The sequence below is a fragment of the Deferrisoma palaeochoriense genome (genome assembly GCF_054656955.1).
In genome coordinates this window covers 1-20,958 of record NZ_BAAHXI010000067.1, presented here as the reverse complement: position 1 = coordinate 20,958, position 20,958 = coordinate 1, and the positions used below count along the sequence as shown (strand labels likewise).

The following is a 20,958-nucleotide window of genomic DNA, read 5'->3' as shown; positions in this document are numbered from 1 at the left end:
CACGCACCTCCTCCCCCCGTCGTCCGAAACGGTCTAAACGAGAATAGATCAAAATAGTCAGAATGTCTACGGGCGATTCTCGCGAGAGATCTACTGTCAACCCGGCGCCAAAAGAGGCGCGCAAGGGAGTCGCCAGGGCATGGGGCCTGCTTCCGGCCGTGCGTGAGCGCAGCATCCGGCCACTGTAGGAGCCACGCCCGGCGCTCCAGCAGGCCCCATGCCCCCGACCGTGGCTATTTAGCCGCTGGAGTCATAACACCAACGGAAGTATTGTCAGATCCCCGTCGTTGCTACGGAAACCAGCGGGTGGGGGGGGTGGAGAACCGGGTGCGGCCCCTCACCTCGCCGCGCCTCGCCGTGGGTCATCCCTGCCGCGGTTCGGTGTGCCGGCGCCAGGCCTCGGCCAGCAGGATCCCGGCGGCGGTGGCGACGTTGAGGCTTTCGACCCACCCCGTTCCGGGGATCCGGACCGCGAGGTCCGCCGCTTCCAGGGCTTCCCGGGGGAGTCCCGGGCCCTCGGCGCCGAGGAGGAACACGACCCGTTCTGGCATCGCCGCCCGGAAGAGGTCCTCCCCCCCGTGGCTCGACGTGGCGATCACGCGAAAGCCCCGGCCTCGAAACGGGGCGAGCAGCGCCGGGAGGCGCCCGCGGAGCACCGGTACCCATTCCGCCCCCCCTTCGGCGGTCCGCCAGGCGGCCGGCGGAAGCCGCCCCGATCCGCCCTCGGTGAGAACGCACCGGGCCCCAAAATGGGCCGCCGTGCGGACGATCGCGCCCAGGTTGTGGGGGTTCGACACGCCGGCCAGGGCCAGAACCCGGGCCGGGCCGGGTCCCGTCGCGAGTTCCTCCGGATTTGGGGCCTGGGGGAGTTTCGCCACCAGGCAGATCCCCTCGTGGTGCCAGCTCCCCGAGATCCGTTCGAGTTCCTCAGGCCCCACCACCCGATAGGGCGACCGCCGCCGGGCGAGGTGCCGGAGGAGGGGCCCGAACTCCCCGACCCGCTCCTCGGTCAGGAAGGCCCGGAGCACATCGCCGGGCCGTCTCTCGGCGAGGGCCCGGCAGGCGTTCCGGCCGTACACGGTCACGGGGGCCGTTGGGGAAGCACGGGTGGGGGGCCTCGTTCTTGGGTTTCGGGGTGACATCCTACGCCTTCCTTCCGCTTGGGGGGAGCGTTCTTCTAGCGCGGTGGAGGGCCATGGGGAAAGCCCCCGTCGGTTGACGCCGCCCCCCGGCTCAAGGTAAACGAAGACACATTGGTCCCGCGAGGTTTCCTCCCCCTTCCCTTCGGGCGCGCCGGACACTTAAGCCTCACGGACACGAGACGACGTGCTCATTCTCCTCAGCAACGACGACGGCATCCACGCCCCAGGGTTGGCCACCCTGGCTCGGGCCCTCTCGGTCCTGGGACGGGTGGTGGTGGTGGCCCCCGACCGGGAGCGCAGCGCGGTCGGGCACGCCCTCACCCTCCACCGGCCGCTGCGGCTGACCCCGATTCGGGACGACTGGTTCGCCGTCGACGGGACCCCCACCGACTGTGTCCACCTGGGCCTCCACGGGCTTCTCGAAACCGCTCCCGACCTCGTGGTGGCCGGAATCAACCACGGGCCCAATCTGGCCGACGACCTCACGTACTCGGGCACCGTGGCCGTGGCCCTGGAGGGCACCCTCATGGGCGTTCCGAGTTTCGCCGTTTCGGTCACAGCCGATGCCGAGGCGCGGTTCGGCGCCGCCGCGGAGGTGGCCGTCCGGGTGGCCCGGACGGTGGCGAAACGGGGGCTCCCGGCGGGCACGTTCCTCAACGTGAACGTGCCGAGCGCCGATGGGTACAGCGAAATCAAGGGGATCCGGGTGACCCGCCAGGGGAAGCGGGTGTACGGCAGCGGGGTGGTGCGCAAGCACGACCCCCGGGGGCGAGAGTACTTTTGGATTGGGGTGCGGGAGTTGGGCCGGGTGGAGCGAACCGGCGATACCGACGTGGAGGCGGTGGAGCAGGGCTACGCTTCGGTGACCCCGATCCGTACCGACCTGACCGACCGAATCTTCTTGGGGGAGTTGGCGCGCTGGACCTGGGACGCCGGCGCGGAGGGGTGACGAAGGTGGGATCGTGGGACGCCATCGTGGTCGGAGCCGGGGCGGCCGGGATCTTCGCGGCCCGCGAGTTCGCCCGGGCCGGAAAGCGGGTTCTCCTCGTGGAAAAGGGGGGAGGGTTGGGCGAGAGGCGTTGCCCGCGCCGGGAGGTGGCCCAGGGGTGCCGGCGGTGCGTGCCGTGCCAGCTCCTGTCAGGGTGGGGCGGGGCCGGGGCGTTCAGCGACGGCAAGCTGAGCCTTTCGCCCCAGGTGGGAGGGTTCTTGGGGGAGTTCGTTCCCGGGCCGACCCTCCGGGAGCTTCTGGACGAGGTGGACGGGGTGTGGCGGGCCCACGGCGCTCCCCAGGAGGTGTACGGTGCCGAGGTGCCCGAGTGGCAGGAGCTACGTGATCGGGCCGAGGCCGCCGGGCTGGTGCTGGTGGAGAACCCGGTGCGCCACATGGGGACCGAAGTGTGCCGGCAGGTTCTCGCGAGCCTCCACCGGGAGCTCGCCGGGTCGGTCGAGATCCGGTTCCACACCCCGTGCAGAGGTGTGGAGGTGGATCGGGGCCGGGTGCGGGGCATCCGGACCGACGAGGCGCTCGAGGAAGCCCCCGTGGTGGTGCTGGCCCCGGGCCGGCTGGGTGCGGGCTGGGTGAGGGAACTGGCGGCCGAGCTTGGGATCCGAACCCGGCCGAACCCGGTGGACATCGGGGTGCGGGTGGAGTGCCCGGCCGAGGTGATGGAGGCCGTGACCGCGGTGCTCTACGAGGCCAAGCTCTACTACGAATCCCCCACGTTCCGGGACGAGGTGCGCACCTTCTGCATGAATCCCCGGGGCGAGGTGGTCCACGAGGTGTACGAGGACTGTCTCACCGTAAACGGCCACGCCTACGCGGCCCACCGGACGGCGGCCACCAACTTCGCGCTGCTGGTGAAAACCGCGTTCACGGAACCCTTCGACGACCCCATCGCCTACGGCCGCTCCATCGCGCGACTGGCGAACCTGATCGGCGCGGGGATCCTGGTGCAACGGTTCACCGATCTCACGGCGGGCCGACGCTCCACCCCCGAGCGGATCTCCAAGGTGTCGGTGCCGCCCACCCTCCACGACGCCACCCCGGGGGACCTTTCGTTCGCTCTGCCCCACCGGCACCTCACGGACCTCATTGAAACGATTTACGCGCTCGACGCGTTTTGCCCCGGGCTCGCCGAGCCCGATACGCTGCTCTACGGGGTGGAGGTGAAGTTCTACTCGAACCGCCTCGAGCTCGACTCCCGGCTCGAAACCCCGATCCGGGGGCTGTTCGGCGCCGGCGACGGGGTCGGGGTGAGCCGGGGACTCATGCAGGCCAGCGCCTCGGGGGTGTGGGCGGCCCGCGCGGCCCTGGAGGCGTGAGGTTGGACCGGTTCGCGGCCGCCCGGCGCCGCTTGGTGGAGGACCTGGCGCGGCACCTGGCCCAGTGCCCCGCTCGCGTGCTCGAGGCCCTGGAGCGGGTGCCCCGGCACCGGTTCGTGGACGAGGCCCTGTGGGGCCGGGCCTACCGGGACGAGGCCCTTCCGATCGGCCACGGCCAGACGATCACCAAGCCCTCCACCGTGGCCCGGATGACGGCGGCCCTGGACCCCAGACCCGGGGACCGGATTCTCGAGGTGGGCACGGGTTCGGGGTACCAGGCCGCGGTGCTCGCTTTCCTCGCGGAGCGGGTGTTCACCGTGGAGCGGGTGTTGCCCCTCGCGGTGCGGGCCCGGGCGCGGCTCGACCGCCTGGGCATTCGGAACGTGGAGATCCGCCCCGGAGACGGGCGGGCCGGCTGGCCGGATCAGGCCCCCTTCGACGCGGTGCTGGTCACGGCGGCCGCCCCCGAGATTCCGGAGGCCCTGTTCCATCAGGTGAGGCCCGGAGGCCGGCTCGTGGCCCCGGTAGGCGAGGGCGACGCCCAGCGGATCGTCCGGTGGGTGCGGGGGCCGGAGGATTGGGCCGAGGAGGAGCTGGACCCGTGCCGGTTCGTCCCTTTGCGCGAGGGGGTGGGGAGCGCTTGAGCGAGCGAAGAATTCAGATCGCCGTGGTGGGGGCGGGAGCGGCGGACCCGGCCATCTACGGCCTCGCCCGGCGGGTGGGCCGGGCCGTGGCCCAGGCCGGGGCGATGGTGGTGTGCGGGGGGCTCGGCGGGGCAATGGAGGCGGCGTGTCGCGGGGCCCGGGAGGCTGGCGGAACCGCGGTGGCCATCCTGCCCGGGGCCGACCCACGGGCCGCCAATCCCTGGGCCGACGTGGTGATCCCCACGGGTCTGGGCCACGCCCGAAACGTGCTCGTGGTCCAGTCGGGGGATGCCGTGGTGGCGCTTCCGGGTTCCTGGGGCACCCTGAGCGAGATCGCCCTGGCCCGAAAGGTAGGGCGTCCCGTGGTCGCGGTGGGAGCCTGGCGCCACCTGGAGGGGGTAGAGGTGTGCGAGGACCCGGAGGAGGCGGTGAGCCGGGCGCTGGAGCTCGTGCGGCGGGGTGAGCGCCCACCGGGGGCCTGATCCCCGGACATGCGAGGAGCCATGGGATCCAGGGGAGGTGTGGGGAGCGGATGGCGGGGGATCCTCCTGGCGGCGGCCCTCGCGGCCTGCGGGACCCCCTACGCCGTGCGACACCGGGTCGAGCCCGGGGAAACCCTGTCCCGGCTGGCGGCCCGGTACGGGGTGGCCGAGGCGGAACTGCGGCGGTTCAACCACCTGGGGCCGGAGGACAAGGTCCGGCCGGGGGATGTGGTGTTCGTGCCCGGTGGATCCCGGGGGGCGGCGTCCCGGGGCGAGCCGCCGGGCCCGGGGCGGGCCGAACCCGCTCGGTTGCCTCCGGCCGAGGCCACACCGACGCCCCGGCCGGGGGCTTCGCCCTCTTCCCCGGCGCCGGCGAAGCCTCCGGTTGCCGAGAGCCTGCCCCGGGCTCCCGTGGGTTGGCCGGTGGCCGGGAAGATCGTGCGGGAGTTCGCGCCCGAGCGGGGCAGCCGCGGGGTGGACTTGGCCGTGCCCGAGGGCACGTCGGTGCGCGCCGTGCTCTCCGGCGAGGTGGCTTACGCGGGAACCCCCTCGCCCGCCTACGGCGGGCTCGTGGTGCTCCGGCACCCGGATGGCCTCTACACGGTGTACGGGAACCTCGCCTCGGTGGGGGTGGACCGCGGTGAGCGGGTGGAGGAGGGCGAGGTCGTGGGCACCTCGGGCCCGGGCCGCCGGGGCCTGGGGCCCCACGTGCATTTCGAGGTGCGGCGGGGCGAGGAACCCGTGGACCCGCGGTCGGTTTTCTCCGGATCGTAACGGGCTTTCCCGGAGACCGTCCTTCCCGGTACCATGGAACTTCCCGTGGGCCGCGGGGCACCAGCTCGGAAGAACAACATCTTTTCGCTTTCGGCAAACGGGACGGCGCCGCAGTCTGGACCAAGGGACCGAAGACCGCGAGACCGGCGACCGACGACCGAAGTTACTTGGAAGCTCCCCAGGGCCCCGTCGGGGCCCGGCTACGCAGGACCGTAACGCCGGAGTCAGGGGCCCGGTGTGGGAGCGCCTTCCAAGGCGCGATCGGGGCCGCGAGGCCCGAAAGAAGGGGCGTCGCGGCTTGGAAGCCGCTCCCACGGGTTGGGACAGTCGCTGACGCTGGAATCCCAAAGGATTTTGGCGTCCTAGCCTCCTAGCCTCCTAGCGTCCTAGCCGCAGAGCGCCGAGGAGATCCATGCACGATCGACGGGACGGGGCGGATCAGCGCAAGGCGGCCCGGCAGTACACGCCGAGCACGATCTCCATCTACCTGACGGAGATCCGCCAGACCCGTCTGCTCACCCCGGACGAGGAGAAGGAGCTCGCCGCCCGCATCCAGGCCGGCGACGCGGGTGCCCGGCAGCGGATGATCGAGAGCAACCTCCGGCTCGTGGTCACCATCGCTAAGCGGTACCTGAACCGGGGCCTACCGCTCCTGGACCTCATCGAGGAGGGGAACCTGGGGCTCATCCGCGCCGTGGAGCGGTTCCGGCCGGACAAGGGGTGCCGGTTCTCCACCTACGCCACCTGGTGGATCCGCCAGTCCATCGAGCGGGCCCTGGTGAACCAGGCCGACACGGTGCGGCTGCCGGTCCACGTGGCCGAGGAGATCAACCGCCTGCGCAAGGCGGCCGAGGAGATCCGGGGGAAGGAGGGAACCGAGCCCGACGTGGAGGCCCTGGCCGAAAAGATCGACCGGGACCTCGAGCACGTGCGCCGGCTCTTGGCCCTGGCGCGCCGGACCTTCAGCCTGGACCAGCCCCTGGGCACCGACGAGGACTACACCCTCCAGGACGTGATCGAGGATCCCTCGGTCCAGGACCCGGAGGAGGTGGTGCTCGAGGACGACCGGCTACGGGTGCTGGAATCCTGGCTGCAGGAGCTCCGGCCCCGGGAGCGCAGGGTGCTGGAGCTGCGGTTCGGCCTGGGGGGAGAGGAACCCCATACCCTGGAGGAGATCGGCCGGATGTTCGGGGTGACCCGGGAGCGAATCCGACAGATCGAGACGAACGCGCTTCGGAAACTGCGCCGTATGGCCGCCCGGAACCGGGTGCCCTTCGGTGAGCTGTGTTGACGCCCCGAAAGGTCCTCGGCCGGGCTGGTGCCGGGCACGCGCCTGGGCCGGCCAGCCTAGCCATGGAAATTCACCTTTTCACGGAAGGAGGCGACGCGCCGTGGTGGACGAACTCAAGCAGAAAATCCGCGACATCCAGGACTTCCCCAAGCCCGGTATCGTGTTCAAGGACATCACGACGCTCCTTCGGGACGCCTCCAGCTTCAACCGGGCCGTGGACCTCCTGGGCCACCGGTACCTGGACCAGCCCATCGATGTGGTGGTGGGCATCGAGGCCCGGGGGTTCGTGGTGGGTTCGGCGCTTGCCTACAAGCTGAACAAGGGCGTGATCCTGGTACGCAAGCCGGGGAAGCTCCCCTACAAGACCCACTCCGTGAGCTACGAGCTGGAGTACGGCACCGACACCCTAGAGATCCACCAGGACGCCATCGAGCCGGGCCAGAAGGTGCTGATCGCCGACGACGTGTTGGCCACGGGGGGCACCGTGCGCGCCGTGATCGATCTCATCCGGCGCATGGGCGGCGAGGTGGTGGAGTGCGCATTCCTGGCGGAGCTCACCTTCCTCCAGGGCCGCGAAAAGCTCCAGGACGTGCCGGTCCACAGCCTGATCCAGTTTTAACCCACGCCCTTGACCCGCAAAACGGGGGACCGTAGGCTGTGACCACATAGTCAGTGTGTGGTCACAAGGGAGGCGGCATGCACACGGTAGGCGTTCGGGAGCTCAAGGCCCGGTTGAGCTATTACCTTCGTCTGGCCCGCGGGGGAGAACCCGTGATTATCACCGATCGGGGCCGACCCGTGGCGCGGTTGGTCCCGGAATCGGGGCCGGACCCGGAGATCCGGGGGCTTTGGGAGATGGCTGCGCGGGGGCTTGTCCGGCTGCCCGAAGGGGCCGGGAAACCGCTGTTGGACTTTGAGTTGGTGGAGATCCCCGGCCGGCCGCTGTCGGAAACGGTGCTCGAGGACCGGCGGTGATCTTGTACTGCGACACCAGCGCCGTCGTGAAATGCTTCATCCGGGAACCGGCCAGCGCCGAGATCCGGGAGGCGGTCGCGGCTGCGAAGTTTGTCGCGACTTCCGAAGTGGCCTGGGCGGAGACCTTGGCGGCCCTGGCCCGTCGCGCGAGGGAGGGCGATCTCGACGAGGGCAAGCACGGGCTGGTTCGCCGGCGGTTTATGCGAGCGTTCTCGGCCTGGGCGAGGGTGCCCCTGGGCGAGGAGGTGAACGAGCGCGTAGCGAGACTGGTTCTGGAGCACCCCCTGCGAGGCTTCGACGCGATCCATTTGGCCTCGGCCCTTCTCATCCAAGAACAGGCACGGTCCGCTGTCACGTTCGCGTGCTACGACGAGAGGTTGTCCCGGTGCGCGGCCTCTGCGGGCCTTCGGTTGTTTTCCTGATCCGCGGCCCGCTCCGCGGGGTGCGTCTCGAAGGCCCCTCCCGTTGACCCGAACCCGTCCCGCCGGTGTCCCCCCCCGCTCCCGGTCACAGCCCGACGGCCCCCCCATCGGCGCCCACGTGTCGGTGGCCGGGGGGCCGGTGGCCGCGTGGGAGCGGGCCGTCAAGCTCGGGGCCGAGGCCGCCCAGGTGTTCCCGGGTAGCCCCCGCACCTGGGAGAGCCCCTGGCCCGGGGAGGAGGCCCTCGCCCGGGCGGCCGAGGCATTTCGGGCCTCGGGCATCCCGGTGGTGGTCCACGCCATCTACCTTGTGAACCCGGCCTCCGGCGACCCGGAGGTGCGGCGAAAATCCGTCGGGGCCCTCGCCCGGGGGCTCGCCTACACGGCGGGCCTGGGGGCGCTGGGCCTCGTGGTCCACGTGGGGCACGCGAAGGACGCCGACCGGGCGACGGCCCTCGAACGGGTGCGGGAGACCCTGGAGCGGGCCCGGGACGAGGCCGGGGCGGGCGTGCCCTACTTCCTGGAAACCGGGGCCGGAACCCGGGGTTCGGTGGGCTCGAGCCTGGAGGACCTCGTGGCCCTCGTGCGGGCGCTGGGCCCCGGCACCCGGATCTGCGCCGACACCGCCCACCTTTTCGCCGCCGGGGTGCCCACCCACACGGCCGAGGGCCTCGACGGGTGGCTGGCGGCCGTGGAGCGGGACCTCGGCCCCGGGGCCGTGGGGCTCGTCCACCTCAACGACTCCTCCACCCCGTTCGCCTCCGGCCGCGACCGGCACGAGAACCTGGGCCAGGGGGAGATCGGCGGCCGCGCCCTGGCCCGGTGGGTGCGCCACCCGGTTCTTCGGACCGTACCCTTCGTGATCGAAACCCCCGGCTTCGACCGCCAGGGCCCCGACCGGAAAAACCTGGCCCGGGCGCGCCGGTACCGGCGCGGCCGGTAAGATCGGGAGAGGTGGAAGGTCAGTCCTGGGAAGGCGGGGTCTGGGGAGCAGGCGGCGGGAGCGCGCCGGCCGTGAAGACGCCGGGTTTCTCCCACTGGGCCCACCGGTTGGGGAACCGGCGGGTCTCGACCTCGAGGCGGGCCTCGCGAACGGCCAGGGCCGCGTGGATGCCGGGTTTCAGCCGGATCACGGTCTGGCCGCGGACGGAGACGTTCCGGGCCTCGGCCTCCCCCTCGAGGCCCTCCACGACCTCGGTTTCCCCCCGGCGGGCCACGAGCACGGTCACGGGGCGGGGCAGATCGAGTTCCAGGGCGTCGGTGCGCACCTGGAACGGGGCCTCGGCCCAGCGCCGCACCAGCACCTCCCCCTCCTCCACCCGAAGCTCCCGGCACACCGGGGTGCGGCCCTCGAAGGCGAAGGGCACCCGGACCTCGGCGTCCCCGAAGAGCCGGACCGCACCCTCGGGCAGAAGGAGCTCCACCTTGCCGGCCGGGCCCGTGAACACGGTGTCGCCGGGTTCCAGGAGCACGGGCCCGGTCAAGGGCCGGGCTTCGCGGGCGTGGCGCGGCCGAATCCAGGCCTCCCCCTCGACCCGGCCCACCTGGGGGTGGAGCACCCGGGGCGGGGCCTGGGCCGGCCAGGGCAGGGACGCGCAGGCCCCGAGCCACAGGAGGAGCGGGAGCAGAACCGTGGCTAGCCTTGGCCGCATTCCGAGGGGTCCCCTTGGATCTTTTCCATGGCGTGGGGCAGGGCCGGCAGGAGCACCTCCAGGTTCTCCCTGGCGGCCTTGGGGCTTCCGGGCAGGTTCACGATGAGCACCGTCCCCCGGATGCCCACCACGGCCCGGGAGATCATGGCGTGGGGCGTTTTCTGGAGGCTCGCCCACCGCATGGCCTCGGCCATGCCGGGCACCTCCCGGTCGATCACGTCCCGGGTGGCCTCGGGGGCCACGTCCCGGGGGGCCACGCCGGTGCCCCCGGTGGTCAGGATGAGGTCGAGCCCTCCCCCGTCGGCCCAGGCGATCAGGGTGGAGGCGATGCGCTCCCGGTCGTCGGGGATCACGTCGTAGCGCTCCACCCGGTAGGGGCCTTCGGCCAGCACGTCCCGGATCGCCGGCCCCGAGAGGTCCTCCCGCTCCCCCCGGGCCCCCCGGTCGGAGAGGGTCAGGATCCCCACCCGCCACACCCGGCTCACGGCTCGGCCTCCCCGGTGAGAACCTCCACGGGATCCCCCACCCGCACGGTGCCCGTGCGGATCACCTTGGCGAACACCCCCTCCCGGGGCATGACGCAGTCCCCGGCCTGGTAGTAGATGGCGCAGCGGGTGTGGCACTCCTTGCCGTGCTGGGTGAGCTCCAGCACCACCTCGTCGCCCACCCGGAGCCGGGTGCCCAGGGGCAGGGCCAGGAGGTCGAGGCCCCGGGTGGTCAGGTTCTCGGCGAAGTCCCCGGGGTTCACGTCGAGCCCGGCCGCGCGCATCTTGTCCACGCTCTCCAGGGCAAGCAGGCTCACCATGCGGTGCCAGTCGCCGGCGTGGGCGTCGCCCACGAGCCCTTCGGGCCCGATCTCCACGGCGTCCACCGGGGTTTTTCGGACCCCCTTGGTTTTGCTCACGTTAATGGAAACGATTTCGGCCATCGGTTTTCTCCCTCGGCTCCCCCCGGGCAACGCCCCGGGGCGAGCCCATCGAGATCAGATCTTGCCCCGCCGGGCCAGGACCCGGGTGGCGCCGCTCGACACCGGGCTCGGCACGTTCCGGCTCTTCGAGATCTGGCGGAGGTCCCGGTCCTGGAGTGTCTCCAGGAGCCGCAGGGCCCGGGGCAACGGGGTCTTGGGATTCTGGCACAGGGCGAGCCGGATCGGGTAGCTCTTCATCCAGTCGCGGCGCTGGAGGATCATCCGGATGACCTCCTCGGCCACGGTGCGGTCCTGGGCGATGGCGAGCACCTCGTCCTCCCGGATCTTGGGGCTCTGGACCACGGCCCGCACCACGGCCTTGTTCCGGTCGCGCACCAGGAGCCGCCGGGCCGATTTGGACCCGAGCATGGCGAGCTTGATCTTCTGGGCCACCGAAAGCGACCGGACCATCTGGTAGAGGTTCTCCCGCTCGGCCTCGGTCTGGGGTTCCTCGGCCCCGTCGTCGAGAAGCGCAGGCGGCAGGGCCGGCGGAAGCGTTTCGTCGGCCACCCCGGCGTCGTCCCCCGGATCAGCCCCCTCGTCGGCGGGAGGTTCCGGACCGGAGGGGACGCCCGCTCGTTCGTCCGCCGCCGGAGCCGGCTCGCCCAACAGGCTCTCGAGGCGGCTTCGCTCCCCCGGCGGGAGGGCCGGGTTCGCCAGGAGCCGTCGGCCCAGGGCGGGACACCCCAGCAGGAACCGCTGGTTCCGGGCGAGCCGGGCCACCACCTCGGGATCCCCGGAGTCCGCGAAGGGAGCCGCGGCACCGGGGGTGAGGCGCGGGTGGCTGAGGAGCCCGAAGAGGACGGCCCGGGGGAGGTCCTTGCGCCGGGCCAGGTGCTCCAGGGCGCGCGGGGACATCCCCGGGTCGTCCAGGGCCGCCTGGAGGACGTTCGCCGGAATTTCGTCCCACGTGCGCGCGGCCGCAGCCCGAACGGACGGGTCGGGGTCTCCGGCCAGCGCCGCGAGGGTCTCCATCAGGTCCCGGGGCGGGAGGGGCACCAGGCCCCGGGCCGCGGCGAGCCTCGCCTCGAGGGGCGCGTCCGGCGAGGCCCAGCGGTCGACCTCGCTCACGGGCTCTCCCTCAGGTACGCCCGGATCCCCTGCTGCTGCAACGACGCCTGGGCCGCCTCGGCCTCCTCCCGGGTGAACGGCCCGGCGTACACGGTCCACACCGGGAAGGGGCCCTCGTAGGGTTCGACCCGGGCCGGGATCCCCCGTTTTCGCAACATGCCCGCCGCCTTCTTCGCCTCCTTCTCCAGGTAGAAATAGGCCAAAACCTCCCCCTCCGGTTCCACCTCGTACCCGGCCTCGGCCAGCGCCGCCCGGGCCGAGGCCGGATTGCCCCCGGGTTCGAGGGCGACGCGAAACCCCTTCGACCTCCGCTGGGTGCGGTGCAAGAACACGGGGAGCCCGAGCCGGCGCAGCCGGCCCTCCATCTCCTCCCGGTAGAGCTGGCTGCGGAACATGCCCACCTGGAGGGCGAAGGGCCGCTCGGGGGCGGCGGCCCCGGGAGGGGAAGGGGGCGCCGGGGGCGGTTTGGCCGGGCGCGTCTCGGGCGCCTCCGGTACCGGTTCGGCCTTCGGCGCGGGGGCCGGCGGAGCGGGCGGCTCCGGCTTCTCCGGGGCCGCCTGGGGCGCCGGTTCGTCCCGCCGGGGGGCCGGGGGAGCGGAAGCCGGGGCCACGGCCACCTCGGTCACGTCCGGTCCGAACCGGGATCCCTGGGGCGCCTCCGCCGCCCTCTCCCCCTGGGGCAGGGGCCGGGGATTTGCCGTGAGCGCCCTCCGGCCCTCCAGGGGATCGCGAAGGAGGATCCCCGCCGCCTGAACCGCCACGAACCCCAGGACCCCGAGGAGGACGAGCCAGAGGACGCAGCCGCCCCGGCGCGGGGCCGCCGGAGTGGCCGGTTCCGGGGTGTCGGCCCCCCCGGAGGGGGCCGCCGCTTCCGCCGGCGCCTCCGGGGGGGCATCCGTCGCGGGAGCCTCGGGCTCCCCGTTCCGGGGCGCTTCTTCGGGAGGCTCGGGATGCTCCGCCACCGGCTATTCCTGCTCCTCGGCCTTGGCCTCGGCCACGATTTTCTCGGCGATGTTGGGCGGAACCTCCTCGTAGTGGTCAAAGCGCATGGTGAACACGCCCCGCCCCGCGGTCATCGACCGAAGATCCGGCGCGTACTCGAGCATCTCGGCTAGGGGCACGTGGGCCCGGATGACCTGGATCCCGTTTTCCGGGTCCACCCCCAGCACCCGGCCCCGCCGGGAGTTCAGGTCGCCGATCACGTCGCCCATGTAGGCATCGGGCACCCGCACGGTGACCTCCATGATGGGCTCCAAGAGCACCGGGTTGCACTCGGCGGCGCCCTTCTTGAACCCGAGGGAGGCCGCGATCTTGAAGGCCATCTCCGAGGAGTCCACCTCGTGGTATTTGCCGTCGAACAGGGTGACCTCCACGTCCACCATGGGGTATCCGGCGAGGATGCCGCCGGCCATGGCCTCCTTGACCCCCTCCTCACAGGCCGGGATGTACTGCTTGGGGATCGCGCCGCCCACGATCTTGTCGATGAACCGGAACCCCTCGCCCCGGGGTAGCGGCTTGATCTCGAGCCAGGTGTCGCCGAACTGGCCCCGTCCGCCCGTCTGCTTCTTGTACCGGCCCTGGACCTTGGTGCTCTTCTTGATGGTCTCCCGGTAGGGGATCTTGGGCTTCTGGAGGACCACGTCGGCCCCGAATTTGCGCTTGATGCGCTCGCAGGCGATGTCGAGGTGGAGCTTGCCCATGCCGGACACCAGCAGTTCGTGGGTCTGGTCCTCCCGCCGCACCTGGATCGTGGGATCCTCGTCCTGGATCCGGCGCAGGGCCTGGTTCATCTTTTCCTCGTCGCCCCGGGCCTTCGGATAGGCGGCGTAGGTCATGAGCGGTTCGGGAGGGGCGATCCAGGGGAACACCACGGGGTTCGCCTTGTCGCACAGGGTGTCGCCCGTGCGGGTCTCCTTGAGTTTTGCCACGGCCAGGATGTCGCCGGGTCCGGCCACCGGCACGGGCTTTCCGTCCTTGCCCACCAGGGCCAGGATCTGCCCGATCCGCTCCTCCACCTGCCGGTTCGCGTTCCAGACCGTGGAGTCCGACGAGACCGTGCCGCTCCACACCCGAAACAGGGTGAGCCGGCCGGCGAAGGGGTCGGAGAGGGTCTTGAAGACGAGCGCCGAGAACGGCTGGTCGTCGGTCGGCTCCCGGGTCACGGGTTCCCCGCCCGGGCCCTCGCCCTCCACGGCGCCCCGGTCGGCCGGGCTCGGGAACGCGTCCACGATGAGGTCCAGGAGCGCGGCCGTGCCGATGTTCTTGGCGGCGGAGCCCACGAGCACCGGCACGAACTGCCGGCTCACCACCCCCGCACGAAGGGCCCGGGCGAGCTCCGCGGCCGTGATGTCCTGGCCGTCGAAGTACTTTTCCATGAGCTCGTCGTCGGTCTCCACCAGGTGCTCCACGAGCTGCTCCCTCGCCGACGCGGCCGCGTCGGCGAGGTCGTCGGGGATCGGCCCTTCCTGGGGCTTCCCGGAGTCGTCGGCAAAGGTGTAGGCCTTCTGGGCCAGGAGGTCCACGTAGCCCTTGAAGGCGCTGTCCTGGCCGATGGGGAGGTGGATCGGCACGAACGTGGCGTCGAAGGCGGCCCGCAGGGCCTCCAGCGCCGCCTCGAACCGGGCGTTCTCCTTGTCGAGGCGGTTCACCACCACGGCCCGGGGGAGGCCCAGTTCGTCGGCCGTCTGCCAGACCTTCTCGGTCTCGAATTTGATCTCTGCCTCGGGGCCCACCACCACGACCGCCGCGTCCACGGCCTGGAGGGCGGCCTGGGCCTCGTAGATGAAGACATCGTAGCCGGGGGTGTCGAGCAGGTTCACCTTGGTCTTCTTGTGCTCGAGCCAGGCCAGGGACGCGGAGATGCTGAACTTGTGATCCTTCTCCTCGGGTTCGAAATCGAGCACCGAGGTCCCGTCGTCCACCCTGCACAGGCGCGTCGTCACCCCGGCGCAAAAGAGCATCCCCTCCCCCAGGCTGGTCTTGCCGCTTCCGCCGTGTCCCACCAGAGCCACGTTGCGGATCTTGTCCACGTCGTACCGTTTCATGCCCGCTCCTTTCCGTTGGAGAAACCGACGACTACCCCTGATTGCGTTCGTATAGGATCCGAAGCCCCTCCAGGGTCAAGAACTCCTCCACCCTCTCGATGTGGCGGGTTTCCCGGGCGATGAGGGGCGCGAGCCCCCCGGTGGCCACGACGAGGGGCTCGTCCTTCACCTCGTCCCGGAGCCGCTCGATCAGCCCGTCCACCAGGCTCGCGTAGCCGAACACGATGCCCGACTGCATGGAGTGGACCGTGTTCCGGCCCAGCACCCGGGGCGGCCGCTCCAGGGCCACCTTGGGCAGCTTGCTGGCCCGGGCGAACAGGGCCTCCATGCTGATCTGGAGGCCCGGGGCGATCATGCCGCCCATGTAGGCCCCCGAGGGGTCCACGTAGTCGAAGGTGGTGGCCGTTCCGAAATCCACGATGATGAGCGACCGCCGGAACTTCTCGTACCCGGCCACCGCGTTCACGATGCGGTCGGCGCCGACCTCACGGGGGTCCTCGTACCGGATCGGCATGCCGGTCCGGATGCCTGGGCCCACGACCAGGGGGTCCCGGTGGAGGTACTGGCGCGAAGCAGCCGCCAGCGTGGGGGTGAACGCCGGAACCACCGAGGAGATGGCCACCCCCCCGATCCGGTCGAGCCCGATGCCCCCGAGGTCGAAGAGGCTCCGGAGCAGGATCCCGAGCTCCTCGGGCGTTTTTCGCGGGTCGGTGGCGATCCGCCAGTGGGCCGTGAGATCGGGGCCTTCGAACACCCCGAGACAGCTGTGGGTGTTGCCCACGTCCACGGCCAGAAAAAGCGGAGCGGAAGGCGTCATGGGGCCCTCGTGGTGACGTATTCGAGATCGCCGGCCAGCACCCGGGCGCGCGTGCCGTCGGGTCGGCGGAGGAGCAGGGCGCCCTCGGGATCGAGCCCCTCGGCCACCCCTTCCTCCGGGCCGGCGGGGGTGAAGACCCGAACGGAGCGGCCGGCGCCCCGAAACCACGCCTGCCAGGCCTCGCGGACGCCGGCGAACCCCGCCCGAACGAAGCGATCATACAGGGGTTCGAGGGCCCGAAGAAAGCCGGCGAGGGCGGCCAACCGGTCGGGCGCCGGCGGGGCGGCCCACTCGGCCACGGTGGTCGCGAGGGGCCGGAGCTCCTCGGGGAGGTCGTGGCCCGTCCCCCCGACGTTCAGGCCCACGCCGAGGATCACGTGGCGGGCCGCCTGGGCCTCGGCCCGCATCTCCAGCAGGATGCCGGCCACCTTGCGGCCCCCAAGGAGGACGTCGTTGGGCCATTTGATCTCGATGGCCTGGCGGGGCACCCAGTGGGCGAGGGCCTCCGCCAGGGCAGCCGAGGCCACGTAGGTGAGGGGGGGGACGGCGGCGGCGGGGAGGTCCGGGCGAAGGACAAGGCTGAACAGGAGGCTCTCGCCGGGAATGTCGGCCCAGGTGCGGCCCCGCCGGCCCCGGCCCCGGGTCTGGTGCTCGGCCACCACCAGCGCCCCTTCCGGGGCTCCCTCCTCGGCCCACCGGTCGGCCTCGGCGTTGGTGGACGACGTTTCCGGCAGGTAGCGCACGGGGCGGCCGAGGCGTTGCGTCGTCAGGGCGGTTTCGATCTCGGGCGGCCGCAGGCCCCGAACCGGCCGCTCCAGGCGGTAGCCCCGACCGGCGAGGCTTCGGACCTCGTACCCGTTCCGGCGCAGCTCCTCCACCGCCTTCCACACGGCGGACCGGGTCACGCCCAGGCGCCCGGCCAGGTCCTCGCCGGAGAGCGCCCCGGGTTCGGCGGCCAGGAGGAGCCGTAAGACGCGGTCCGCGAGGGGTTCGGCCATGGGGTGCCCGCGGTTTCCGGTGACCGGAATCTGGGGGTGAACGGAAGCGGCGGGCAACGCCCGCGCGCAAACGGAAACGCCTTAGTAGCAGAGGGGTTCCGGGGGTGTCAACGGGCAGGAGGCCGCGGGCACACGGAGGAGGGGAAAGGGGTTGACAGGTGGATAATTTGGGAATAAAATCCCAAAACATGTCCGAGCAAGCCCCCTCTGCCACCCACAAGGCTCTCCTCGCCGCGGCCCGCTCCATTTTGCGGGCCCTGGCGCGGGTGCTCCTGCGCCACGGCGTGCCGTACCCTGTGTTTTCCGAGTTGGCACGCTGGGTCTACGTGGACGTGGCCACCCGGGAGTTTGGGCTTCCCGGCCGCAAGCAGACGCGCTCGCGGGTTTCGGTGCTCACCGGGCTCTCCCGCAAGGAGGTCCAGCGGCTCCAGGAGATGCCGCCCCCCGGCGGTGAGGACGAGGTGGAGCGGTTCCACCGGGCCTCCCGGATCGTATCGGCCTGGACCCGGGAGGCCCGGTACCGAAACGAGCTCGGCGAGCCCCTTCTCCTTCCCTTCGACGGCGATGGCCCCACCTTTTCAGAGCTCGTCGCGCGGTTCGGCGCCGACGTGCCGCCGCGGGCCGTCCTGGACGAACTGCTGCGTACCGGAACCGTGGAACGGCTGCCCGACGGCCGGGTGCGGCTGCGCACGCGCGCCTACCTGCCCCAGGGGGCGGATCCCCAGAGGCTCGCCGTGCTGGGAGAGGACGTGAGCGCTCTGATCGCCACGATCGACCACAACCTCACCGCCGAGCCGGCGGCGCGCTGGCCCCAGCGCCACGTGGCCTATCGCGGGGTTCCCGCAGCCGCGGTGTCCGGGGTGCGGGAGCTCGCGGCGCAGGAAGGGCAGCGGGTGCTGGAGACGCTCGACCGGGTGCTGGCCGACCACCTGGCCCCCGGCGATCCCGGCCCCCGGAGCCGGGTGCGGTTCGGGGTGTTCTGGCACGAGGAGCCCGAGGACGAGGGGGGCAATGTGGGCTCAGGAGACGAACGATGAAACGGGAAAGGAACCTCGGGCTGATCGGGGCCGCGTTGCTGGCCGCCGGATGCGGCAGCGGCGGGGGAACCGCGTCCCTCGACGGCGGTCCCGGGGGAGGGATCGGCGGCACGGGCAGCGTGGCCGTGACGGCCCAGGGGCCGATTCAGGGGTTCGGGAGCGTGATTGTCAACGGGGTGAAGTTCGAGCTGCCCGCCGGGGCGACCGTGCTCGTGGAGGGCGCACCGGCCGCTGAGCAGGATCTTCGCGAGGGCATGGTCGTTCGGATCACCGGAACCTACCGGCCCGGGGAGACCACCCCGGCCGGATACGTGCCGGGAGAGGCCGAGGTGGTGCGCTACGAGAGCACGATCCGCGGCGTCGTGACATCGGCATCTGGTGCCGCGTTCCAGGTGTTGGGCCGGACCGTCCGCGTCGTCGAATCCACCCGGTTAGAGGGCGGCGCGGGGCCCCAGGTCGGCGACCTGGTGGAGGTGAGCGGACTGGACGAGCCCGACGGGAGCCTCCGGGCAACCTTCGTGCGGGCCGTGGGACCGTTTGACCCGGCGGCGGACGAGGTCAAAGTGTCGGGCCCGGCCCAAGGGGTGGATTCGGACGCCCGGACGTTTTCGGTAGGCGAGCAGCAGATCCGCGTGCCCCAAGGACTAGTCCTACCAACGGAAGGGGCGACCGTCGAGGTGCACGGTCACTTGGAGGGCGACGTGCTCGTGGCGGAGCGGATCGAGGCTGGTGAGGAGGGTTTCCCCGAGGGTCACGACGCCGAGGTTTCGGGGGTCGTGAACGTGGTGGTGGGTACCTGGTTCACCCTCGACGGCACCGAGGTGGACGCCTCCGGCGCCAAGTTCGAGGGCGGCGGCGCCGCCGATCTGCGGCCGGGCCTGCGGGTCGAGGTGGAGGGAACCGTGGAAAACGGGATCATCGTCGCCCGGGAGGTGGAGATTCAGGGCGGCGAGGACGACTGAGGGCACAAAGGGGCCCCGCCCGGGTTCTTGGCCGGAGCCGGGCGGGGCCAAATGCAACCCGCGGGCCACCATCGGGCCCGCACAACGCGCACGAGGAGGGTACCATGAACAGACTTCGGATCGGAACGGCATTGGGCCTGGCCCTGCTGCTGACCGCCTGCGGCGGGGGAAGCGGGAGCGGGACCTCGACCGACGCGGCCACGCTCACCGGCACCCTGGGCACCGGCGGGGCCGCGCGGGTGGCGGCCCGGACGGTGGCGGCCACGGCAGGGGACTTCTACGTGGAGGCGGTGGACGAGACCGGAGCCGTGCAGGACTCGGCCCAGGCGCTCCAGGCAGGCGACTCGTTCGAGCTGCGCGTGCCGGCCGGGCACACCTACGTGATCGTGGTGGGCGACGACATGGGTCCCCTGGGCGGGGCGGTGTACGACCCGGCTGCTGGGCGGGCCGACTTCGGGGTGCCGGCAGGGGTGACCCACCTGGTGCTGGGCACCCTCGACGTGGACCCCGACCGCCGGGAGGTCGAGATGCAGGGGGACGGCGATCCTCTGGCGCCCGCCGAGCACATGGAGAAGCCCGAGGATAACGACGGCGACCACATCCCTGACTTTGCCGACTCCGACGACGACAACGACGGCATCCCTGACGACCTGGATCAGGTGGCCGGAGTGGACACCTCCAAGGACCACGACAACGACGGCGTGGTCGACCGGGACGACGAGGACGACGACGGCGACGGCGTGGCGGATACGGAAGATGCGATGCGGTACGACCACGACAACGACGGCGTGGACGACGACCGGAGCATGGGGCAGGTTGGGGATGCGGCCGTGGGTGCCGGGGTGTACACGGACAACGGCTGCGCCGCCTGTCACGGCGACGACGGCTCCGGCGGCACGTCGGGCGAGTCGGTCCGGGGCGTGTCGGCCCACGAGTTGGCCGAGGTGCTCCTCCGGGGTGAGGACGAGGGCGAGGAGCACGAAGGCGCCATGGGGGACGACGACGGCGAAGAGTCCGACGACGGTGGGCAGGAGTTGGGGATGCCGGCGTTTCCCGATCTGGTCCCCTATGCCGCGGATCTGGCGGCGTTCCTAAGCGGCCAGGCCGGCTCGCCCGCCGACGGGACCCAGCCGACGGACACGGGCTCCCAGGCTCCGCCCGTGGACACGGGAACCCAGACCCCCCCGGCGGACACCGGCTCCCAGGCCCCCAGCTTGGCCGACGGACAGGCGGTGTACGATAGCATCTGCTCCCTGTGCCACCGCCTGGGCTCCTATGACACCTCCGGGGGCAGGGATCTCTCCGGGAAGGGGGCCCTGGTGTCCAGCAAGTTCGGCGGCGGCTCGAACCACATGGGTAACACCCTGACCGACGCCGAGATCCAGGCAGTGGCGGATTTTCTGGACGCCAACTGATACCGAGTTGCTTTCGAAACTATTGGCCCCCTGCCCAGAGGCAGGTCCCTTGCCCCGCCCCCGGATCCGTATGCGATGGATGGCAACTTGGTATGAATCGGTCCACCCCGAAACCACGAGCGCCCCCGCCCCGGTGAACGGGACGGGGGCGCTCGCTTTCGGAGGAGCCGCAGAGCTACGGGGTGCCAGCCCCCTTGCCTTCGATCTTCGCGATCTCCCGGCGGGCCATCTCCGCGAGCCGGGGATCGGGCATGCCCTCCAGGACCTTCTTGAACATCTCCAGGGCCTTGGCGTCGTCGCCCTTGCGGTAGCGGTAGATGATGCCCATGTGGAGCACGGCTCCGAGCTGGTTCGGGTCCAGCTCCACGACCCGGCCGAACTTGGCCAGGGCGTCGTCGTAGCGTCCGGTCTGCTGGTAGATGGTGCCCAGGTCGCTCAGCACGTGGATGTCGTCCGGGGCGAGCGCCTCGGCCTTCTCGAACACGGCCAGGGCCTTGCGACCCTGCCGAAGCTCCAGGTAGGTGTCGCCCAGGGCCACCAGGGTTTCCAGGTCGTTGGGGTTGGCCTGGAGGGAGGCCTCCAGGCGGGCCGCCTGGTTCCGGAGGGCGGTGGTCTGGGCCTGCACGTGGGCGTCGCGGCCCTTGGGGGCCCCGCCCCCCAGGTAGTACACGGTCATCAGGGTCACCGCCACCACCACCAGCCCGAAGAACCCCAGGGTCACGGCCTCTCTGCGGGTGCGCACGGCCTCCATGGCTACTCCTCCCCGCGGCCGAGCCGCTCCCTGAGGGCCTCGATCTGCCGGGCCACCCGTGCCTGCCGCCGGGCGAGCTCCGCGACGTAGAGGGCGAGCCCGCCCCAGATGGCCATGTACGCCAACACCACGAACGTCTGCTTGGTCATTTGTCCGTTCTCCATGTCAAAGGCTGGAAAGCTAGAAAGCTAGAAG

General features: G+C 71.5%; 24 protein-coding genes. 13 read left to right on the top strand and 11 right to left on the bottom strand.

Annotation, left to right across the window (positions count from 1 at the left end; translation table 11 throughout):
* Nucleotides 1-362: 362 nt before the first annotated feature.
* Entirely contained in the window at nt 363-1,142 is a 780-nt protein-coding gene (locus tag ACYQ8L_RS15395; RefSeq protein ID WP_459942697.1) for a TrmH family RNA methyltransferase, read from the bottom strand.
* A 184-nt stretch (nt 1,143-1,326) separates the two neighbouring features.
* Between ACYQ8L_RS15395 and surE the strand changes: the two genes are divergently transcribed.
* The 10 genes from surE to ACYQ8L_RS15345 all read left to right on the top strand — a co-directional run bounded on the left by surE (nt 1,327) and on the right by ACYQ8L_RS15345 (nt 8,992).
* The gene (gene surE, locus ACYQ8L_RS15390) at nt 1,327-2,091 is read left to right on the top strand and encodes a 5'/3'-nucleotidase SurE (RefSeq protein ID WP_459942696.1); all 765 of its coding nucleotides are present in this window, start codon (nt 1,327-1,329) and stop codon (nt 2,089-2,091) included.
* Nucleotides 2,088-3,464: an NAD(P)/FAD-dependent oxidoreductase gene (locus ACYQ8L_RS15385; protein WP_459942695.1), complete on the top strand. Its 1,377-nt coding sequence runs from the start codon at nt 2,088-2,090 to the stop codon at nt 3,462-3,464. The genes surE and ACYQ8L_RS15385 overlap by 4 nt, the downstream gene beginning before the upstream one ends.
* 2 nt (nt 3,465-3,466) lie before the next feature.
* Nucleotides 3,467-4,108 carry a protein-L-isoaspartate(D-aspartate) O-methyltransferase gene (locus tag ACYQ8L_RS15380; protein ID WP_459942694.1) on the top strand — a complete coding sequence of 214 codons (642 nt, stop codon included), beginning with the start codon at nt 3,467-3,469 and terminating at the stop codon, nt 4,106-4,108.
* Entirely contained in the window at nt 4,105-4,590 is a 486-nt protein-coding gene (locus ACYQ8L_RS15375) for a TIGR00725 family protein (RefSeq protein ID WP_459942693.1), read from the top strand. Before ACYQ8L_RS15380 ends, ACYQ8L_RS15375 begins: the two co-directional genes overlap by 4 nt.
* A gap of 21 nt (nt 4,591-4,611) precedes the next feature.
* Nucleotides 4,612-5,364: a peptidoglycan DD-metalloendopeptidase family protein gene (locus ACYQ8L_RS15370; RefSeq protein WP_459942692.1), complete on the top strand. Its 753-nt coding sequence runs from the start codon at nt 4,612-4,614 to the stop codon at nt 5,362-5,364.
* Between the two features lie 412 nt (nt 5,365-5,776).
* Entirely contained in the window at nt 5,777-6,655 is an 879-nt protein-coding gene (locus ACYQ8L_RS15365) for a sigma-70 family RNA polymerase sigma factor (protein ID WP_459942691.1), read from the top strand.
* Nucleotides 6,656-6,758: 103 nt separating this feature from the next.
* Nucleotides 6,759-7,274 carry an adenine phosphoribosyltransferase gene (locus tag ACYQ8L_RS15360; RefSeq protein WP_459942699.1) on the top strand — a complete coding sequence of 172 codons (516 nt, stop codon included), beginning with the start codon at nt 6,759-6,761 and terminating at the stop codon, nt 7,272-7,274.
* Nucleotides 7,275-7,351: 77 nt separating this feature from the next.
* Nucleotides 7,352-7,630: a type II toxin-antitoxin system Phd/YefM family antitoxin gene (locus ACYQ8L_RS15355; RefSeq protein ID WP_459942690.1), complete on the top strand. Its 279-nt coding sequence runs from the start codon at nt 7,352-7,354 to the stop codon at nt 7,628-7,630.
* Nucleotides 7,627-8,052: a type II toxin-antitoxin system VapC family toxin gene (locus ACYQ8L_RS15350; RefSeq protein WP_459942689.1), complete on the top strand. Its 426-nt coding sequence runs from the start codon at nt 7,627-7,629 to the stop codon at nt 8,050-8,052. Before ACYQ8L_RS15355 ends, ACYQ8L_RS15350 begins: the two co-directional genes overlap by 4 nt.
* Before the next feature lie 43 nt (nt 8,053-8,095).
* The gene (locus ACYQ8L_RS15345) at nt 8,096-8,992 is read left to right on the top strand and encodes a deoxyribonuclease IV (RefSeq protein WP_459942688.1); all 897 of its coding nucleotides are present in this window, start codon (nt 8,096-8,098) and stop codon (nt 8,990-8,992) included.
* Nucleotides 8,993-9,011: 19 nt separating this feature from the next.
* Here the strand turns inward: ACYQ8L_RS15345 and ACYQ8L_RS15340 are convergent, their stop codons facing one another.
* The 8 genes from ACYQ8L_RS15340 to ACYQ8L_RS15305 are packed head-to-tail and all read right to left on the bottom strand — an operon-like array spanning nt 9,012 to nt 16,598.
* A complete protein-coding gene (locus ACYQ8L_RS15340) occupies nt 9,012-9,701 on the bottom strand; it encodes a FecR family protein (protein ID WP_459942687.1) in 690 nt (229 codons plus the stop codon).
* Nucleotides 9,686-10,177 (bottom strand): MogA/MoaB family molybdenum cofactor biosynthesis protein, encoded by a 492-nt coding sequence (locus tag ACYQ8L_RS15335; RefSeq protein WP_459942698.1) that lies wholly within the window; start codon nt 10,175-10,177, stop codon nt 9,686-9,688. The genes ACYQ8L_RS15340 and ACYQ8L_RS15335 overlap by 16 nt, the downstream gene beginning before the upstream one ends.
* Before the next feature lie 5 nt (nt 10,178-10,182).
* Nucleotides 10,183-10,629: an MOSC domain-containing protein gene (locus ACYQ8L_RS15330; RefSeq protein WP_459942686.1), complete on the bottom strand. Its 447-nt coding sequence runs from the start codon at nt 10,627-10,629 to the stop codon at nt 10,183-10,185.
* A 54-nt stretch (nt 10,630-10,683) separates the two neighbouring features.
* A complete protein-coding gene (locus tag ACYQ8L_RS15325; RefSeq protein WP_459942685.1) occupies nt 10,684-11,739 on the bottom strand; it encodes a hypothetical protein in 1,056 nt (351 codons plus the stop codon).
* Nucleotides 11,736-12,701 (bottom strand): SPOR domain-containing protein, encoded by a 966-nt coding sequence (locus ACYQ8L_RS15320; RefSeq protein ID WP_459942684.1) that lies wholly within the window; start codon nt 12,699-12,701, stop codon nt 11,736-11,738. The genes ACYQ8L_RS15325 and ACYQ8L_RS15320 overlap by 4 nt, the downstream gene beginning before the upstream one ends.
* 3 nt (nt 12,702-12,704) lie before the next feature.
* Nucleotides 12,705-14,783: an elongation factor G gene (fusA, locus tag ACYQ8L_RS15315; RefSeq protein ID WP_459942683.1), complete on the bottom strand. Its 2,079-nt coding sequence runs from the start codon at nt 14,781-14,783 to the stop codon at nt 12,705-12,707.
* Nucleotides 14,784-14,814: 31 nt separating this feature from the next.
* Nucleotides 14,815-15,600: a type III pantothenate kinase gene (locus ACYQ8L_RS15310; protein WP_459942682.1), complete on the bottom strand. Its 786-nt coding sequence runs from the start codon at nt 15,598-15,600 to the stop codon at nt 14,815-14,817.
* Entirely contained in the window at nt 15,597-16,598 is a 1,002-nt protein-coding gene (locus ACYQ8L_RS15305) for a biotin--[acetyl-CoA-carboxylase] ligase (protein ID WP_459942681.1), read from the bottom strand. Before ACYQ8L_RS15305 ends, ACYQ8L_RS15310 begins: the two co-directional genes overlap by 4 nt.
* Nucleotides 16,599-16,786: 188 nt before the next feature.
* Here ACYQ8L_RS15305 and ACYQ8L_RS15300 point away from each other — a divergent pair, with 188 nt between their 5' ends.
* The 3 genes from ACYQ8L_RS15300 (at nt 16,787) to ACYQ8L_RS15290 (ending at nt 20,012) form a co-directional block, all read left to right on the top strand.
* A complete protein-coding gene (locus ACYQ8L_RS15300; protein ID WP_459942680.1) occupies nt 16,787-17,635 on the top strand; it encodes a DUF6502 family protein in 849 nt (282 codons plus the stop codon).
* Nucleotides 17,632-18,597, top strand: coding sequence for a DUF5666 domain-containing protein (locus tag ACYQ8L_RS15295; protein WP_459942679.1), 966 nt, complete (start codon nt 17,632-17,634; stop codon nt 18,595-18,597). Before ACYQ8L_RS15300 ends, ACYQ8L_RS15295 begins: the two co-directional genes overlap by 4 nt.
* A 104-nt stretch (nt 18,598-18,701) precedes the next feature.
* A complete protein-coding gene (locus ACYQ8L_RS15290) occupies nt 18,702-20,012 on the top strand; it encodes a c-type cytochrome (protein ID WP_459942678.1) in 1,311 nt (436 codons plus the stop codon).
* Between the two features lie 175 nt (nt 20,013-20,187).
* On the opposite strand, the gene ACYQ8L_RS15285 is transcribed toward ACYQ8L_RS15290, so the two are convergent.
* Both ACYQ8L_RS15285 and ACYQ8L_RS15280 read right to left on the bottom strand, forming a co-directional pair.
* On the bottom strand, nt 20,188-20,763 hold the full coding sequence (locus ACYQ8L_RS15285) for a tetratricopeptide repeat protein (RefSeq protein ID WP_459942677.1): 576 nt from the start codon (nt 20,761-20,763) through the stop codon (nt 20,188-20,190).
* A 2-nt stretch (nt 20,764-20,765) separates the two neighbouring features.
* Complete coding sequence (locus ACYQ8L_RS15280; protein ID WP_459942676.1) at nt 20,766-20,912, bottom strand: CcmD family protein; 147 nt, start codon at nt 20,910-20,912, stop codon at nt 20,766-20,768.
* Between the last annotated feature and the right edge of the window lie 46 nt (nt 20,913-20,958).

Excerpts from the sequence above, each read along its gene's own strand:
- ACYQ8L_RS15395 (WP_459942697.1), bottom strand. The coding sequence starts at position 1,142 with ATGTCACCCCGAAACCCAAGAACGAGGCCCCCCACCCGTGCTTCCCCA.
- ACYQ8L_RS15370 (WP_459942692.1), top strand. The coding sequence starts at position 4,612 with ATGGGATCCAGGGGAGGTGTGGGGAGCGGATGGCGGGGGATCCTCCTG.
- ACYQ8L_RS15365 (WP_459942691.1), top strand. The coding sequence starts at position 5,777 with ATGCACGATCGACGGGACGGGGCGGATCAGCGCAAGGCGGCCCGGCAG.
- ACYQ8L_RS15355 (WP_459942690.1), top strand. The coding sequence starts at position 7,352 with ATGCACACGGTAGGCGTTCGGGAGCTCAAGGCCCGGTTGAGCTATTAC.
- ACYQ8L_RS15340 (WP_459942687.1), bottom strand. The coding sequence starts at position 9,701 with ATGCGGCCAAGGCTAGCCACGGTTCTGCTCCCGCTCCTCCTGTGGCTC.
- ACYQ8L_RS15330 (WP_459942686.1), bottom strand. The coding sequence starts at position 10,629 with ATGGCCGAAATCGTTTCCATTAACGTGAGCAAAACCAAGGGGGTCCGA.
- fusA (WP_459942683.1), bottom strand. The coding sequence starts at position 14,783 with ATGAAACGGTACGACGTGGACAAGATCCGCAACGTGGCTCTGGTGGGA.
- ACYQ8L_RS15310 (WP_459942682.1), bottom strand. The coding sequence starts at position 15,600 with ATGACGCCTTCCGCTCCGCTTTTTCTGGCCGTGGACGTGGGCAACACC.
- ACYQ8L_RS15305 (WP_459942681.1), bottom strand. The coding sequence starts at position 16,598 with ATGGCCGAACCCCTCGCGGACCGCGTCTTACGGCTCCTCCTGGCCGCC.
- ACYQ8L_RS15300 (WP_459942680.1), top strand. The coding sequence starts at position 16,787 with ATGTCCGAGCAAGCCCCCTCTGCCACCCACAAGGCTCTCCTCGCCGCG.
- ACYQ8L_RS15295 (WP_459942679.1), top strand. The coding sequence starts at position 17,632 with ATGAAACGGGAAAGGAACCTCGGGCTGATCGGGGCCGCGTTGCTGGCC.
- ACYQ8L_RS15290 (WP_459942678.1), top strand. The coding sequence starts at position 18,702 with ATGAACAGACTTCGGATCGGAACGGCATTGGGCCTGGCCCTGCTGCTG.
- ACYQ8L_RS15285 (WP_459942677.1), bottom strand. The coding sequence starts at position 20,763 with ATGGAGGCCGTGCGCACCCGCAGAGAGGCCGTGACCCTGGGGTTCTTC.
- ACYQ8L_RS15280 (WP_459942676.1), bottom strand. The coding sequence starts at position 20,912 with ATGACCAAGCAGACGTTCGTGGTGTTGGCGTACATGGCCATCTGGGGC.